Origin of the sequence: Colwellia sp. PAMC 21821 (genome assembly GCF_002077175.1) — a bacterium.
GTDB lineage: Bacteria > Pseudomonadota > Gammaproteobacteria > Enterobacterales > Alteromonadaceae > Cognaticolwellia.
In genome coordinates this window covers 4,391,661-4,407,756 of the sequence record NZ_CP014943.1, presented here as the reverse complement: position 1 = coordinate 4,407,756, position 16,096 = coordinate 4,391,661, and the positions used below count along the sequence as shown (strand labels likewise).

Genomic DNA, 16,096 nt, shown 5'->3' with positions numbered 1-16,096 from the left:
ATTGATTATCTATTTTGTTTTTGAATAGAAACAGTGCTTAAAATTATATTTTGTCGTCACATCCAGCACCGTGGCATGTATTTAGCTTTTCTAGTTCAGCTTCATCTTTGGCTAACACTAACCGTAGATCTTCTTTTCGTTGTTTAACAGCAATGCCGTAACGATGATCATCTCCCCATAAATCAGCAAGAATTTGTAATGATTCATGATCATGGTCAGAAAATAATTTAGCCGCACGTTGTGCTTTTTCTTCGTCATTACCGAGTAACTTTAATGCTTCAATACCTAGGTTTAGAGCAGAATCAAAGGTTTCTCTTTTAAATACAGTGATACCTATACTCATTAATTGATATGCATGACTTCGGTCTCTGGCTCGAGCTACAATTTTTAAATTTGGAAAATGCTTTTTAGCGAGTTTTGCTAAACTAATAATTTTATCAGCATCGTCTATGGCAATAACGAGTAATTTCGCGTTTTCGGCTCCTGCCGCTTCAAGTAAGTCTTGTCTTGAAGCATCACCATAGTAGACTTTATTACCAAATCGCTTCAACATCTCTATTTGACTTGGACTATGATCCAAAATAGATAAACTATAACCTTGAGCCGCTAATAAGCGTCCTACTATTTGCCCGAATCGACCATACCCCGCGATGATGACGTGCGTTGTTGGTTCGATTTTATCTGTAGGTTCATAACTATTATCAATAGATTTTTTATCGATTACTTTATCGTAGAAAATTAACAATAATGGCGCCATTAACATAGATAGGGCAACGACTAAAGTAGCGAACTTTGTTTGAACGCTATCCAGTATTTGCAGCGAAGTTGTTAACGTAATTAATACGAAAGCAAACTCTCCACCTTGTGCTAATGCTAAAGTAAATAAGTACTTCTGCTTACCTGATAGTTTAAATAAAACACTCAATATATAGAGCACTAAAGCTTTAATAAGAATTAAACCCGCAACCAATAAAATAATATTAGTGAACTGTTCGCCAAATAACTGAAAGTCGATTGAAGCACCTACAGTTATAAAAAACAAACCAAGTAACAAGCCCTTAAATGGTTCTATATCTGCTTCTAATTCATGTCTAAAGTCACTTTCTGCTAATACAACACCGGCTAAGAAAGTACCCAATGCCGGCGATAAGCCTATTTTTTGCATTAATACGGCAATAGTAATAACCAGAAATAGTGCAAAAATAGTAAATAATTCGCGTAGTTGAGTGTTTGCTATGTATCTAAATACTGGCGTAGATATATATTTTCCAGCTAAAATTATTGTAGCAATAACACTAATAGAGATTAACACTTGGCCATAAACAGGTAAATTTTCGATTAAGTTACCATGCGCTTGATCGCTAGATGTAGCAGTTAAGTCAGCAAAAGCGAGCAGGGGGAGTAATGCTAAAATTGGGATTACTGCTATATCTTGAAAAAGTAAAACGGAAAAGGCATTTTGTCCGGCTTCTTGTTTTATCCAACCTTTTTCATTGAGCGTTTGTAGCACAATAGCTGTAGAAGAAAGCGCTAGCATTAAACCTATCGCCATAGATGTTTGCCATCTTAAGTCTAAAAGGTATAAACAAGCAGAAAATATAATTAATGTTGACAGCGTAACTTGCAAACCACCAAGACCAATAATGGAATGTCTAAGTTTCCATAAGCGAGAAGGGTGTAATTCTAATCCAACTAAAAATAACATCATAACCACACCAAACTCAGCAAAATGCATAACGTTGGTTTGATCTCCGACTAAACCCAATAAAAATGGCCCAATTAAAATACCCGCTAATAAATATCCTAATACAGAACCGAGACCTAAACGTTTAGCGATAGGTACTGCAACAATTGCCGCGGCTAAATAGATCAAGGCACTTTCTAACATAATTTATCAATAGTTTTTATTGTTTTATTCTAGCTTTAACTAACATCTAAAGTTTAGTCATTTAATCTACGAAGTAATAATATAAGCACAGCGTTAAATTCAATCTTTAATCCACTTTACGACGCTTACCACTTTCAGCACGTTTTTTGTTTTCACTTTGCACGTATACTGTATCGGTAGTTGCCATACTGGCATGACCCAGATCTTCAGAAATATCTTTAAGAGGGCGCCCACGTTCAATTTCCATACTGGCTCCGGTATGCCTTAACCAATGTGCTGTTGCTTCTTTCAACTTCAATGCTTTATTAGCACCTTCAGATATACGCATATTTTCATGCGCTTGATCGAAAACATTTTGTACTAAACGACGTAAATGTCGAGATGTCATACCGCCTTGGCCACGTACTTTTTCAACTAAAATCGCATTTTCATTACTTGCCGGTAGGCCTAATAAGCCTCGAGAACCTCGATATCGCTCTAAAAAGGGCAAGAAATCAACAGGCACTGTAATATCACGTAATTTCCGGCTTTTACCAAAGACCTTTAACCACCAGTTTTCATCATCATCTTGCCAAAAATGTCCCATAGTTGGTGACCAATTTGGCCGTTCAGATAATTCAGAAATCCTTAAAAAAAGGGTCTTTAAAGAGGCAATTACGAATAAATTCCTTTCAAATACCGGGTTTTCATCTGCCATTTCAACGGCGGTATCCAACACATATTGCCATTGACTAGCCGTTAAACGCTTAATTTCTTTAACTTGTGAATCGATAATAAAGTGCCGGCAATCTTTCTTAGCGATTTGTGCAGGGTTACCAATACAAAAATCTTCAGCCATTAAATAGTTATAAAAAACTATAATCGCTGTAAACATAGATGAAAGTGTTTGTTGGGATGGACGGTATTTTTTCTTATCAACAACGTATTGCGATTTTTGACTTTTTGGCGCTTGAATTTTATATGGAAACCAATGTTCATTAGCCGATGAATAACCATTAGCTAATTTAAAGCGTTCTTGATTGGATGTGCCAATCCAAGTGACTGGTGGCTGCCAACAAAAGTCAGCGTATTCGAGTAAATCAGATTTGCGTAGTTGATCGATCGGTTTTTTATTTTCAATAAAGGACCAAAGCAGAAAACGTTCAACGTCATTTCTAAACCTGTCATAAGTATGAGCAGATTTGTTTCTACCTATATAAGTGAGAAAAAGTTTTCCCCAGTTAAATTGTTCAAGCCACCAAGCTTCATTTGTCGAAAATATTTTGTCTAGCTCGGGATAATCTTCTAAATCAAAATCACATAAATCGAGATATGGTGGATATAAAGGTACAGGCTTATTTAACGTCATTTTATTTATAACCAGGTAGGATTTGCCAATTGAAGCCAGTTTAAAGCATTATACCCACTATGTCCAATACTGAAGAGTATCGGACATAGTGGGGTGTGTGAATGCTTTGTCTTGTTGTCTCGTAATCACTGCCAGAATGTAAAGCTTATAATTAGCTTAAAGTCAGCTTATTAGGATAAAACCTTTGTTATGGTTTGGCCTATAAGTTTAACCAACGCTATCAGGTACCCGATCATCTATTTTGCCATTTTAAAATGTACTACGATAGCCAACCTAGTATTAAAAACTTAACTTAACTTAACTTAACTTTGCTTTAGCGACCATAAACTTTATTACACCATGCACATACACTATTAAAATCTAGAATCGTTTTCACAAGGAATACCATCTCTATCACCATCCATTTTTGTGTTTGGACATTGTCGAGTGAAAAATTCAGCTTCTGCACGAGATGTCATTTGGCTGCAATACTGTCTACCGTCACAAATAAACTGTGTTGATCGACTCGATGATATCGTTTTATCAGATAATGTTATATTTGGCTTTGTTTGGATATGCTGTATAGGTTTTGAATCAGGCGAAATATTCAACCGTTGGTAAGCAAAAACGGCAATAAGCACTATAGCTAATGTTGTAACTATTTTACTTGTTGGTGCTGATGACTTTTTATGCATCCTTGGCACATTGCGTTTAGTTATCGACTTTGCCGCTACTCCTTCAATACGGCAATTTACTGCTCTGATTTTGCCATTAGCTTGATTTTCCGTCTCGAAATAAATGAAATCACCTTGTTTAGGTTTTCTGTTCATGGCTTTTAACGTTGATATATGTATGAATGTGTCTTGCTTGAGATCAGGCGATTCTATAAAGCCAAAGCCTTTACTATCATTCCAACTTTTTAGTTGTCCTTTATACATTACGATTCCATTTCTTGTTCTACTACGTGAATACTACTACATGAATAATTCACATAAATATATAATATCAGTAACTTAATACTCTTTTATAAATGAAAACTTAAGCTATATCCATTGCCGTTTTTTGAAGAATAACAGCATACCGGTAATTGAAATTGCCATCAGTCCCAGCACTGTTAGATAGCCATATTTCCAGCCTAATTCTGGCATGTTAAATGGACTTATACTGGCGTCAAAGTTCATGCCGTAGATACCGACAATAAAAGTTGGTGGTATAAATACGGTGGTAAATATCGTCAAAAACTTAATAACATCATTTAACTTTAAACTCACACTCGTTAAATAGAACTCCATAAGTCCTTGCGTCATTTCATGGTAAGACTCAAGCGTGTCTTTAATTGACTCAACATGGTCGTAACAATCCTTCATGTGCAATATTGTGTTCTTAGATATTATCGAGTTTTCTTCCTCTCGTAATATATCGCCAATGAGATCTCTATGTGGCCATATGCGACGGCGAACTAAAAGCACTTCTTTTCTTAGCGCATGAATACGAGTTAAGACCGCCCTGTCCTTTGTGTTTAACAACTCATCTTCTATTTCTTGAATGGTTTCTGCATATGCTTCTAACAGAGGAAAACCAAAATCTATTGTGGTATCTATAAGGCTATACATCAGATAATCTGCAGGTAGTTTTCGGATTTTTCCTACGTTGGCCATTAATCGATCGATAACATTTTCAAATGGCATAAATGAACCAGAACAAAATGAGATAAGTGTATTTTTAGTGATAAATAGACTTACTTGCTCTATTTTGGTCACTTTTTTATCAATTAACGGTAAATTAAGGATAAGGAATATCTGATCTTCATTAATCTCAACTTTCGGGCGTTGACCATTGTTCAGTATGTCTTCTATATGTAACTCATGAATATTGAGCCCTTTGGCGAGTGTGATCATAGCCTCTGCAGAAGGATTACCCTGAACATGAATCCAAGTAATGTTGGTATTTTCAATAAAGTCTCTGCAAGTCGCTAGTTCTAAAACCGTATGATCAACTATATGAGTTTTATTATAATCAATTAAACTAACGGTATAATTAACCTCATCAGATTGAGAAATTGTGCCGGGCTTAGTACCAGGTTGACTGTATTGTTTATTAAATATTTTCATGTATTTAGTTCCCTATTTACACTCGATTTAGCGCAGTTATAGCAAGTTATAATTTGTTGTAAAGGCCCTGACAATATTGTTATTAGTCAACATGTACAATTAACGGCGATAATAAACTCAAGTATACTCTAAACCTTACAAATAAAGGGCTTAGAAAAACCTTATAAGTATAATCCCGGATGCCAACACTAGAACACCAAGTATTTTACGAGCATTAATTGGTTTTTTTTCAAAGCCTATTAAACCAAAATGGTCTAAAGTCATTGCCATACTCAGCTGCCCTATCAGTATTAAACCCACTAACATTCCTGCGCCAACTACCGGTGCTAGAGAGGTTGTAGCAAAAACCAGATATGCGCCTAAAAGACCTCCTGTCCAGTGCCACCATTTTGAATCAGTGCCTTTTATTTTTCGAGGAATAGCAATTTTAAGTAATAAAATGACCAAAAAAAGAGCAGCAGCACCTATGGTAAAAGAAATTGCAGCAGACAGTATTGGGCTTTGTGTCCATGTTGCAGTAAGCTGAGAGTTCACACCGCCTTGAATGGCAAGACACATACCTCCTGCCACACCCATAAATATATAAAAAATATTCATCTTTACTCCTGCCGTTATGATTTACGGATAATAAGAACGCCAACACCTAATAAGGCAATACCAATCAAGCGCACTTCGGTAATTGAGCGAACTGGATAACCCGCAAGCCCAAAGTGATCTAAAACCACGGCGGCTAATATTTGACCCGACAAAATTAATGCTACAACCATACTCGCGCCTAAAATCGGTGAGAGATAAACCAGTGAGTAAACAAAATATGCCCCCAATATGCCACCGGTCCAGTGCCACCAGGATAATTTGTCGGTGATCTCAGGAATTGAAACTTGCAGTATAAAACTCAACAGCCAAAGTATTAATGCCCCAATGAGAAACGAAATGGCAGATGCTAATACTGAATTTTTGGCCCAATGCTTGGTCAGTTGCGAATTTATTCCTCCCTGAATTCCGATGCAAGCACCGGCAAGTACCCCCATTAATATCGCTATTATGTTCATTAAGTCGTTTCCGAAATTGAGTGGCATTATGGGTAAAATAATGCGTGAGTCACTTTATTGTTATATAAAACTAATTATTTTAGATAACAATGTGTTGTAATATATCGCGCTATTATACGGTGCAATTTTCGGTTGTTCTAGACGTTAACTTACTAAAATTTTTTTATTTTATGAATAAAAGCGTTTTAGTAAATCTAAATTCAATACCATAATTAAATGAGAATAAATGTGTTTAAGAGAGGTGAAATGACAGATTTAATCAAATATAAAGGGAGGTTTTTTGGCTTTAATTCTAATCCAGTTAAGAGAAAAACGGACTGATTTACGTGCAAGAATATTTTTTTCAAGCTTGTGTTTTCCTGGGAACGGGATCAAACTCAGACCAATCAACATGGTAATTAAGCCTTGACCGGGTAAAACCAGCATAGCAAGCCCACAAATAAACAAAAACACTCCAAAAGATATTTTAGTTATGTTAATAATAAAGCTTAAAATACTATATATTAGCATTAATATAGGGGGGGGATTTACGTTACTTTTAGCAAGGTTTTTAGGGCTAATATTTTTAAGTACTCTGTTTTTACGTATAAAATATCGTGTATCCAACTGTGTAATAATGTAACTTATTGCTATAAAGTATACGATTGAAACTACAGTTGTTAACAATATAGTGAAGAATATAAAATTAGCACCGAAGCTTTGGGTTAGGTATGTGTCAATGTTGATGTAATATTCTTTAAGCACTTTTTTTCCATAATCGATTGAGCCGCTAATTTATAGCGCATTATTTAAGTTGGGTTTTATGCAAATATTTGAAGCATTACTTGAATTGATAGCTATTCATTGGGTAACCATCATAGTTTTTTTCCATATTAGCTTATCTATTATGACATCGGTACATGTAATTCTATTCAAAGAAAATGAACGCACTTCTTTAGCCTGGATTGGTCTTGTAGTGTTATCTCCTGTTATCGGCAGTATGTTCTATTGGTTATTTGGTATAAATCGTATTAAACGTTCAGCACAAAAAAAACACCCACTAACACTCAAACAAAAGATTAAGCAAGAATTACGGCATCAAGTAAGGCCTATTGAATTTCACTGGCTACCAAGTAACTGGCACTCAGCTATTATTGCTGGACATAATATTCATCCCGTTAATTACCTAACAGACAACAACATTGAACCTCTAATTAATGGCGATATGGCTTATCCAGCAATGATTCAATCAATTAATAATGCCAAGCGTTTTATTGTTTTATCGAGTTATATATTTGATTACGATTCACTTGGGCAACAGTTTGTTGAAGCTTTAGCACAAGCACACAAACGGGGTGTTATTGTTAACGTTTTATTAGACGGTATTGGTGTTGGTTATAGCTGGCACAAATCAGACCGAGCGTTAAAGAAATTCGGTGTTAAAACTGCCCGTTTTTTACCTGCTATTTCTTTAACTAGCATTCGATTTATTAATCTTCGAAATCACAGAAAAATACTTTGTATAGATGGGGATGTTGCTTACATGGGGGGGATGAATGTAAGCCAAGATAACGTGATTAAATCATCTAAGCACCCTATTGATGACGTTCACTTCAAAGTTACTGGTCCTGTAATTGATCAGATCAGCCAGATATTTATAGAAGATTGGTTTTTTGCGACCCGTGAGTTAATTAAGTTTCCAAAATACAATGTAAATAAATATCAAAATACAGCAAAGCAAACTCGGCATAAGTCAATTGTTGCTCGCGTTATTCAAGACGGACCAGATGAACATCATAATAGAATAAGATGGACATTAATTAATGCCTTAGTGAGTGCCAAAACAAGCGTGAAAATCATGACGCCTTACTTTATTCCTGATCAAACATTAATGACTTCTCTGCATGCTGCAGCTTTACGTGGTGTGTCAGTCGAAATTATTGTGCCTAAATACAGCAACATTCTCTTTGTCGATTGGGTTATGGCAGCAAATTTCTCTAGAATTATAGAGCACGGTATAAAGGTATATAAAAATAATAGACCTTTTGACCACAGTAAAATTATGCTAATCGACGATATATGGTCATTTATAGGTTCTTCCAACTGGGATGCTAGAAGTTTGGAGTTTAATTTCGAAATTAATATGGAATGTTTTGATACCGAACTAAATTCTAAACTAACCGCGTTATTTGACGAAAAGAAGCAGGATGCTACCCCTGTTATTGCATCAGATCTTAAGGGGATAGCGTCTTACAAAAAAATTCGTAATAACTTCTTTCGATTATTTTCGCCCTATCTGTAATGTTATTATTTTAATTTACCTATCATCCATATGTTAAAGGCCAGCGCTCTGATGATTAAAAGCCGATATAGCACTGTAGAATCACTGAAAATCATGGGTAGCTCCTCGAAAGAGCAGCTGGGTCCCAACATAGATCTATTATTGTGGAATGTTTACAAATGTAAGAAAAAAGGTTGGCACGAAGATTTTGTCACACTGATGACTGATAAAGATTTAGTGCTTCTACAAGAAGCTATTGTTAACTCCCCCTTCGATAGCCATTTTAAAGAATCGTTAAAGCACCAATGGATCATGGCGCGTAGCTTCAAAAGTATAAAAACCAATATAATTACCGGCGTTAAAACTGGCTCCACAGTTGCGGCAAATAAACATTATTTTTCAGCGTCAAAACACAGTGAACCGCTTTCAAAAACAAAAAAAATGTTGTTGGCAACTTTTTACCCTTTAACTACACAAGCACAGTCATTGCTAGTTGTTAACTCGCATCTTATCAATTTTGTAGCATTTGAAAAATTCAAAGTGCACTTAGACCAAGTGTTTCAAACACTGAAAAATCATGATGGGCCAATAATATTGGCCGGTGATTTTAATACCTGGAATAAAAAAAGATTAAAGTACTTTAATAACCTGGCTAAGCTGTTTTCGTTAGAAGAAGTAAAAATGACACGACAGCCAAGGTTAAACCATTTATTTAAACATCTTGACCATATTTATTGCCGCGGGCTAAAGGTTGTTAATGCCCACGTGCATACAGATATCCACTCTTCTGATCACTATCCCATTAGCTTATCGTTGCGAACTCTTAATTAAATTATTGTAAAATAAATGCTTTTATAAACAATAGGCAAACAGATTAAAGAGATACAAACTTCGCTATTTAGCCGTGATATAGCTTTCAATACCGACTTATACCGATTCAAACCAAGTTGATTAATTAGCATATAAAAACTGAGTAATATTGATGTTCTTGATGTAGTTTGTGCTGTTATTTTTATGGATTTTACTTGGTAACAATAAGTGAAATATTAAACATGAATTCAGTTAATCGTTGAATTTCCAACCAGGAAATAACTGACATAATATCGATAGGCAAAGCAACAGTATTTATGTAGGTCGCATTTATGCCGTCAAAGTCATCAGACAGTACAAATGTAAATTACGGGTTGTTAAATGACAGTCTAAACTAAACCTAAAATCCCGACTTTTATGACCTTAAAGTTAACGTCACTAACACAATTCCATGGTCTGTACTTTCACCGTCGCGTTCAAAAATAGGATTTATTAAGTGTCTATCATAAGTATCATAGGCGCTGACTTGATAAAGACTATCGTGATAACTAGCATCAAATTCACACGATAATAATATGTAATCAAGGACCGAACTACCCGATCCAAAGTAATGCGTAGGGTTACGTGTTACTTTATCTTCTGGTATTAACTCTTTATTTTCAGTCTCTTGTGAATTTTCATTGTTCAAAGCGACTTTAAATAAGTCCCATGCATCATTTAAGCAATATTTTTCAAGATAGGCATCACGATCGATGGCTGAAACAAAACGTAAGGTGTTTGTGAGTAAATGACTTAAAATACCATCGCTAAGCGTATTATTAAAATCACCCATTAATACCATTGGGTTATTCGTTGTTTCTCGCCGCTCTATCATATCAACCATTAACAATGTTGCTTCACTACCACGTTGAATTGTTGACCCCCAACTTCCAGCAACTTGTGCTTTTAGGCTATCAATAATGATTTTTTCTGCGGAGCGCTTAATATTTATTTCATCAAGTTCAACCATGGAACGTTTAGATTTAAAGTGCACAACATAACAATCACAGTTACCAATATGAGGCACTTCAATGGTAGCTCTGACAACTTTTCTACTAAAAGAAAAGTCATTTGCCAAACCTAAGGTTTGTGCAAGTTCAGTATTTGGTTGTACAGCAAAGGTTTCAATTATGGGAAAACGTGACGCAATGGCAACCACCGGGCTTTTATAGATAAAGTCATCAATAATTTGGGGCTGATCAACTACTGCAAAGTATTTATATCCTTGCGTTAATACTAAAGCTTTCAAAGACTCGGTACTAAATACCTCCTGAAACCCAATAATATCAGGCTGATACTCACGTAAATATGAAGTAATCCAAGTTTGTTTTTTGTGCCATTGCTCAGCACTATAAATTCGTTCGAAGTCGTAATATGCATTAGGTGGTTCAAGGTAATTGAACAAATTGAATGTAGCTATTTTAAGTTCTGTATTCGCTACTAACTTTGAAACAGCTTCAGACAATAGCGCTTCAGTAGTGTCTTTAATATCTTGATGCTCGATAATGTTAACTCTTATAAACGTTGAATATTAATTATACCCTATCGATTATAAAAATTATTAATTTCCTAATGACGAAGGAGGACCATAATTTGCGTAACCCCTCTTATTAATTCCTATATCCAAATTTTAAAAACTACTAAATCGTTTTGAATATCGTCAAGGTGTTAACCAAAACTTTCTCCACATAACCTTAGCAGCAACGCATGCTAAAAATATAACATTGAAGTTAAGAAGTTTAATTTTTTTAGTTTTGGCATGCATTCTGCGTTATTAAACTCAACACAAGATTTATGCCTAGTAATCGTATTTTTTTACTTAACTGGCTGTAATTTTTTCAGGTTAAGGTGTAAAAGTTGCACATCAACTGTGTTTTTTAAGGTGATGGTTGCTAAATAACATCAAAAAATAGCCTTGTTAAGTCAGAAAAAAAACATTAATGAAGGTTGAAAGAGGTTTCAGCCAAGAATAACTTGTTATCGAAACATATTAAAAGAAGGAAATAAAATGAAAAAGACAGCAACGTTATATCGAATGCATACGAGTGAACATATTTGCCCTTTCGGGCTTCGTTCAAAAGACTTACTTGAAAGGCAAGGATTTGAGGTTGATGACCATAAATTAGCTTCTCGCGAAGATACTGACAAGTTTAAAAAAGAGCATAATGTAGAAACGACACCTCAAACCTTCATAGATGGGAAACGAATAGGGGGTCACGATGCGCTAAGAGAACATTTTAACATGGGGCCAGCGGTTAAAACAGGCACAACTTATACACCTGTATTAGCTATTTTTGCAGTCGCTTTTTTGATGGCAATAGCAACAACTGTCGCTTATGTCGAAAGTATCAGCTTAATAAAAATTATTGAACTCTTTGTTGCATATAGTATGACCATACTTTCAATTCAAAAGCTGAGAGACTTATATGCATTTACAAACTCGTTCATTACGTATGATTTACTCGCAATGCGAAACCTCAGATACGCTTATATATACCCTTTCGCAGAGGCATTTGCGGGAATAGGTATGCTAGCTATGCTATCAGGATTTATTGTCGGCCCTGTATCGTTATTTATAGGTACCGTGGGTGCTATATCAGTTTATAAAGCCGTATATATAGATAAACGTGAATTAAAATGTGCCTGTGTCGGAGGTGATAGCAACGTACCTCTTGGCTTTGTATCGCTAACTGAAAATATATTTATGATGGCTGGAGGAACTTGGATGCTATGCAAAGCATTCGGTTTAGTAAATTAACTTATTGAGTTAATTCCATGATGTAGCAGCCCTCTTTAAAATAAATTTATTTTTCATAGAGGGCTGTTATGTATTAAATACACCCCCCTAAAATTGACAAGAGAAGCACTATATACAAGCACTAGTAAAATATATACTCCTATTTCAGCGTATTAATAGGTAAAGTTAAATAATGTATACCATTATCAGCGGCTTGCGGTAAGTGTCCGGCTCGTATATTAACTTGAACAGACGGTATAATGAGCTTTGGCATCGATAATGTCGCATCTCTTTTGTTTCTAAAAGCGACATACTCTTGAGCAGATACTTCGCTATTAATATGTATATTCTGAGATTTCTGTTCAGCTACACTGCTTTGCCAAACATAATTATCCCTACCGTCAGCTTTGTAATCATGTCCCATGTAAATAGTTGTATTTTCTGGCAGTGCAAATATCTTTTGAATAGAATGATATAAAGTTTCAGCGTCACCACCAGGGAAATCACAACGGGCAGTACCATAATCAGGCATGAACAAAGTATCACCAACAAAAGCATTGCTATCAATAATATAGCTTACACAAGCGGGTGTATGGCCTGGTGTATGTAAGACCTCAATTTCATAGCGCCCTAACTTAAGCGAATCACCCTCTTTTAAAAGTTGGTCAAACTGCTTTCCGTCAGTGGAAAATTCAGCTGTAAAATTAAAAATAGGCTTAAATGTTTTTTGCACATCGACAATATGTTGTCCTATCGCTATTTTTCCACCTAATGCTTTTTTCAGATAAGGTGCAGCAGTTAAATGATCAGCATGCGCATGAGTTTCCAGTATCCAAAGACACTGCCATTGCTTAGTGTTAATGAAAGCAATAATTTCATCGGCTAACTCTGACGATGTTGCACCTGAAGACATATTAAAACCCAACACAGAATCGATGATAACGCATTCATTGGCAATACTATCTGCAACAACATAGGTTGCTGTATTAGTTACTTCATCAAAAAAGCACTTTATTATTAAATCAGTCATTTTTAATCTCTATCAGGTTTATTAAGGGTTAACGTTCAAACGAATCTATAAGATAATCAACAGATATTAGCACTGTAATTTTATTAAAAAATGAGTGGTTATTGCTTGTTTATTACTGTTTCCACTATATGTTGTTAGCTAACAGTTATCTAAATAATAGTAACCTTGATAACGGATAATAAAAACCACCCTAACACATTAAATATTAGCATGTCATACATTAGACAAGTCTAATGTTGTATGATTTATTCAATCTATTACTAAAATTTATTATATCTATTACTAAATTGAACTATGAATATTGAGATAACACCCACTCTCATGGGTATAATACCAAAAATTCATTTTCAGCTAATGTAACGTTTTTCTCATAAAGGTAATTTAATCTTGCACAAAAACCCTGTAAAAATCATAGCAAGCACAGTTTTCGCCCTTTTCGCTTTTGCTGCAAATTCAGTGCTATGTAGATTAGCACTGGGAGAAAATGCTATTGATGCCGCAAGTTTTACCACTATAAGGTTGCTTTCAGGCATAACGATATTATTTCTATTGATAACTTTAACCCGTAAAGCCGATCAGCAAGAAACCAAGATCAAACCCAAAGGCAGTTGGCTTGCCGCCATCATGCTATTTATTTACGCTGTAGCCTTTTCATTTGGCTATATATCATTAGATACAGGCACCGGAGCATTAATATTATTTGGTGCCGTACAAATTACCATGATTATATCCAATGTTATATCAGGCAATAAACTGCATTTTTCAGAATGGCTTGGTTTAGCTCTTGCCTTTACCGGCTTTGTATATTTAATTATCCCCAGTTTGACGACGCCATCACTAGTGGGCTTTGTATTAATGAGTATTTCAGGTGTGGCCTGGGCGCTATACACCTTGCTAGGACGAAAGTCGAAAGATGCGCTGAGTGATACCGCTTATAACTTCTTAAGAACATCACCTTTGATATTGGCTCTGCTGGTCTTTGGACTTAACAACGCCGATATATCTACAATGGGGGTAATTCTCGCCGTATTATCTGGCGCAATTGCTTCAGGTATTGGTTACTATGTTTGGTACATAGCTCTCGCTGGGCTATCGGTTACACAGGCCGCAGTAGTTCAGTTGTTTGTACCGATTATAGCGGCACTGGGAGGAGTTGTTTTTACTAGCGAAGTTATAACGCTTCGTTTGATAGAGTCATCTGGATTAGTGCTTGGTGGTATTTTAATGGTGATATTAGGTCGATATTACTTTGTTCAGTTGGCTTTAAGAAAAGTATCTAACAAGAACTAAAGTTAAAAAATATAAGGTGCTTCACGAACAGTACCTCAAACTTTAAGTTTATTTTTGAAAACGCCCATATTGGATTTACAAGGACTTTATGTAGTGACGCTAGCAGCTGTTTGAAATTTACCAACGCGGATAGCATTCCAAACAAAAACCTTTTATCTACGTTTGTACGTCTTGATTTTCGTCATTTTTTAACGTCAGCACAATCAGGTATACAATATTTAGCGGTGGTGTAATACATAATATCACTCCGATAATAGCCGCAACTTTAGGATTCGAGGTTTTACGCTTACCTAAGAAATAACTTAAAGCGCCAACGATAAACATAGAAAAAATTACTATTTGTCCCACTACGGTTGCATCGATATTCATTTAAATAAGTCCTTCAACATATAAAGTTCCTGTCTATTCACTCGCTGTTTAACATAAAATCAGAATAATAATTTTAGCTATTTAATGAGAGTAAGAATTTGCTTAAATTCTGATGACCTGCAATCTTTCACAAGCTCGTACAAACACATTTCTAAACCTGTAATATCAACGCCATTACTCCTTAGCCGACTTATGCCAAGATCTTTATTTTCTAGGGTTCGAGAAGAGACACAATCTCCAACGAATTGTACTTTATAGCCTAAGTCTAAAAGGCCAATAGCGGTTTGATATGCACAAATATGTGCTTCAATACCACAAATTAGCCATGTATCTACATTCTCAGCTCGAACAGCTTCTATAAACTTAGGTTCTTCACAAGCATTAAAAGTAAATTTAGGTATTGGAGCAATTGTGGTAAGTAGAATCTTGAGTTCATCTACTGTCGGCCCTAGCTTATCAGGATTTTGCTCAAGACAAATTATTGGTAAGCCTAAAGCCTGTGAACCTTTTATAAGCTTTTCACAATGGCCAATTAATACGTCACTATCATGGACTAAACGTGCAAGTCTCCCTTGAATATCAACAACAATAAGCCCAGTACTTTCCTTTTTTAACATGGCTCTACTCCTCAGCGCGATTAACCGTATAACGAGCCTTTAAATAAATTTTCTAGTGCTAATTGAATCACAAAGTGTATTTCTAGCCAACTCAATGTCATTTATTTTTAGACTCATGGGTGCAGTAGTAACGATATACAATTTTGGTTTTAACCGCACTTTTTTTTGCAGAATGCGCCAAATAAGCCGGTAAAGTTGACTAAAATAAGTTGCCCAGAATAGGTAGCACAAACCCAACGAGCAGTTGCTTGTCGTATTATGTACGCAAAAGATAATGTTTATAAAATTTCCTAGCTATTATCTAGAATACTTTTAAGTTCATTTTTTAGGCGTATCAAAGAATCTAAGTGATGACTCGACGGTTTTACACCGCCATCTTCAGTTTGCCTTGATTGAGAGAACTTAACGATATTTAATGCCATATCTATTTTATTGATTAAAGCTGAAGCATCTTCAGGTATCGGATTAATCCATTGTAAAGAGGATGATAAATCCTCAGCCCCGCTTTTAGATAAGGCTTTAATTAGTTCACTAGAATGCATGTTTCCCTCAAAACGTAAATTTCA

General features: G+C 35.5%; 16 protein-coding genes. 4 read left to right on the top strand and 12 right to left on the bottom strand.

Annotation, left to right across the window (positions count from 1 at the left end; genetic code table 11):
- Positions 1-43: 43 nt before the first annotated feature.
- From A3Q33_RS18420 to A3Q33_RS18390, 7 genes are all read right to left on the bottom strand, one after another.
- The gene (locus tag A3Q33_RS18420; RefSeq protein WP_081181233.1) at positions 44-1,888 is read right to left on the bottom strand and encodes a monovalent cation:proton antiporter-2 (CPA2) family protein; all 1,845 of its coding nucleotides are present in this window, start codon (positions 1,886-1,888) and stop codon (positions 44-46) included.
- 106 nt (positions 1,889-1,994) lie between these two features.
- Positions 1,995-3,236, bottom strand: coding sequence for a tyrosine-type recombinase/integrase (locus A3Q33_RS18415; RefSeq protein WP_081181232.1), 1,242 nt, complete (start codon positions 3,234-3,236; stop codon positions 1,995-1,997).
- A 353-nt stretch (positions 3,237-3,589) separates the two neighbouring features.
- Complete coding sequence (locus tag A3Q33_RS18410; protein ID WP_081181231.1) at positions 3,590-4,153, bottom strand: excalibur calcium-binding domain-containing protein; 564 nt, start codon at positions 4,151-4,153, stop codon at positions 3,590-3,592.
- Between the two features lie 105 nt (positions 4,154-4,258).
- Positions 4,259-5,326, bottom strand: coding sequence for a magnesium/cobalt transporter CorA (corA, locus tag A3Q33_RS18405; RefSeq protein ID WP_081181230.1), 1,068 nt, complete (start codon positions 5,324-5,326; stop codon positions 4,259-4,261).
- A 150-nt stretch (positions 5,327-5,476) separates the two neighbouring features.
- A complete protein-coding gene (locus A3Q33_RS18400) occupies positions 5,477-5,923 on the bottom strand; it encodes a DMT family transporter (RefSeq protein WP_081181229.1) in 447 nt (148 codons plus the stop codon).
- Between the two features lie 14 nt (positions 5,924-5,937).
- A complete protein-coding gene (locus tag A3Q33_RS18395; RefSeq protein WP_196798005.1) occupies positions 5,938-6,378 on the bottom strand; it encodes a DMT family transporter in 441 nt (146 codons plus the stop codon).
- Between the two features lie 255 nt (positions 6,379-6,633).
- Positions 6,634-7,122, bottom strand: coding sequence for a hypothetical protein (locus A3Q33_RS18390; RefSeq protein WP_081181227.1), 489 nt, complete (start codon positions 7,120-7,122; stop codon positions 6,634-6,636).
- A gap of 58 nt (positions 7,123-7,180) precedes the next feature.
- Between A3Q33_RS18390 and cls the strand changes: the two genes are divergently transcribed.
- Both cls and A3Q33_RS18380 read left to right on the top strand, forming a co-directional pair.
- Entirely contained in the window at positions 7,181-8,659 is a 1,479-nt protein-coding gene (gene cls / locus A3Q33_RS18385) for a cardiolipin synthase (RefSeq protein ID WP_081181226.1), read from the top strand.
- Between the two features lie 51 nt (positions 8,660-8,710).
- Positions 8,711-9,469, top strand: coding sequence for an endonuclease/exonuclease/phosphatase family protein (locus A3Q33_RS18380; RefSeq protein WP_081181225.1), 759 nt, complete (start codon positions 8,711-8,713; stop codon positions 9,467-9,469).
- A 394-nt stretch (positions 9,470-9,863) separates the two neighbouring features.
- On the opposite strand, the gene A3Q33_RS18375 is transcribed toward A3Q33_RS18380, so the two are convergent.
- Entirely contained in the window at positions 9,864-10,952 is a 1,089-nt protein-coding gene (locus tag A3Q33_RS18375; protein ID WP_231295725.1) for an endonuclease/exonuclease/phosphatase family protein, read from the bottom strand.
- A 543-nt stretch (positions 10,953-11,495) separates the two neighbouring features.
- Here A3Q33_RS18375 and A3Q33_RS18370 point away from each other — a divergent pair.
- A complete protein-coding gene (locus tag A3Q33_RS18370) occupies positions 11,496-12,245 on the top strand; it encodes a MauE/DoxX family redox-associated membrane protein (RefSeq protein WP_081181224.1) in 750 nt (249 codons plus the stop codon).
- A gap of 139 nt (positions 12,246-12,384) precedes the next feature.
- Here A3Q33_RS18370 and A3Q33_RS18365 read toward each other — a convergent pair whose 3' ends face one another.
- Positions 12,385-13,254, bottom strand: coding sequence for an MBL fold metallo-hydrolase (locus A3Q33_RS18365; RefSeq protein WP_081181223.1), 870 nt, complete (start codon positions 13,252-13,254; stop codon positions 12,385-12,387).
- A 387-nt stretch (positions 13,255-13,641) separates the two neighbouring features.
- On the opposite strand from A3Q33_RS18365, the gene A3Q33_RS18360 reads away from it, so the two are divergent.
- The gene (locus A3Q33_RS18360; protein WP_196798004.1) at positions 13,642-14,544 is read left to right on the top strand and encodes a DMT family transporter; all 903 of its coding nucleotides are present in this window, start codon (positions 13,642-13,644) and stop codon (positions 14,542-14,544) included.
- A 156-nt stretch (positions 14,545-14,700) separates the two neighbouring features.
- Here the strand turns inward: A3Q33_RS18360 and A3Q33_RS18355 are convergent, their stop codons facing one another.
- The 3 genes from A3Q33_RS18355 to A3Q33_RS18345 form a co-directional block, all read right to left on the bottom strand.
- On the bottom strand, positions 14,701-14,913 hold the full coding sequence (locus A3Q33_RS18355) for a hypothetical protein (RefSeq protein WP_081181221.1): 213 nt from the start codon (positions 14,911-14,913) through the stop codon (positions 14,701-14,703).
- Between the two features lie 77 nt (positions 14,914-14,990).
- Positions 14,991-15,530 (bottom strand): isochorismatase family protein, encoded by a 540-nt coding sequence (locus tag A3Q33_RS18350; protein ID WP_081181220.1) that lies wholly within the window; start codon positions 15,528-15,530, stop codon positions 14,991-14,993.
- Positions 15,531-15,820: 290 nt separating this feature from the next.
- Positions 15,821-16,072, bottom strand: a complete 252-nt coding sequence (locus A3Q33_RS18345; protein WP_081181219.1) for a hypothetical protein — start codon at positions 16,070-16,072, stop codon at positions 15,821-15,823.
- Between the last annotated feature and the right edge of the window lie 24 nt (positions 16,073-16,096).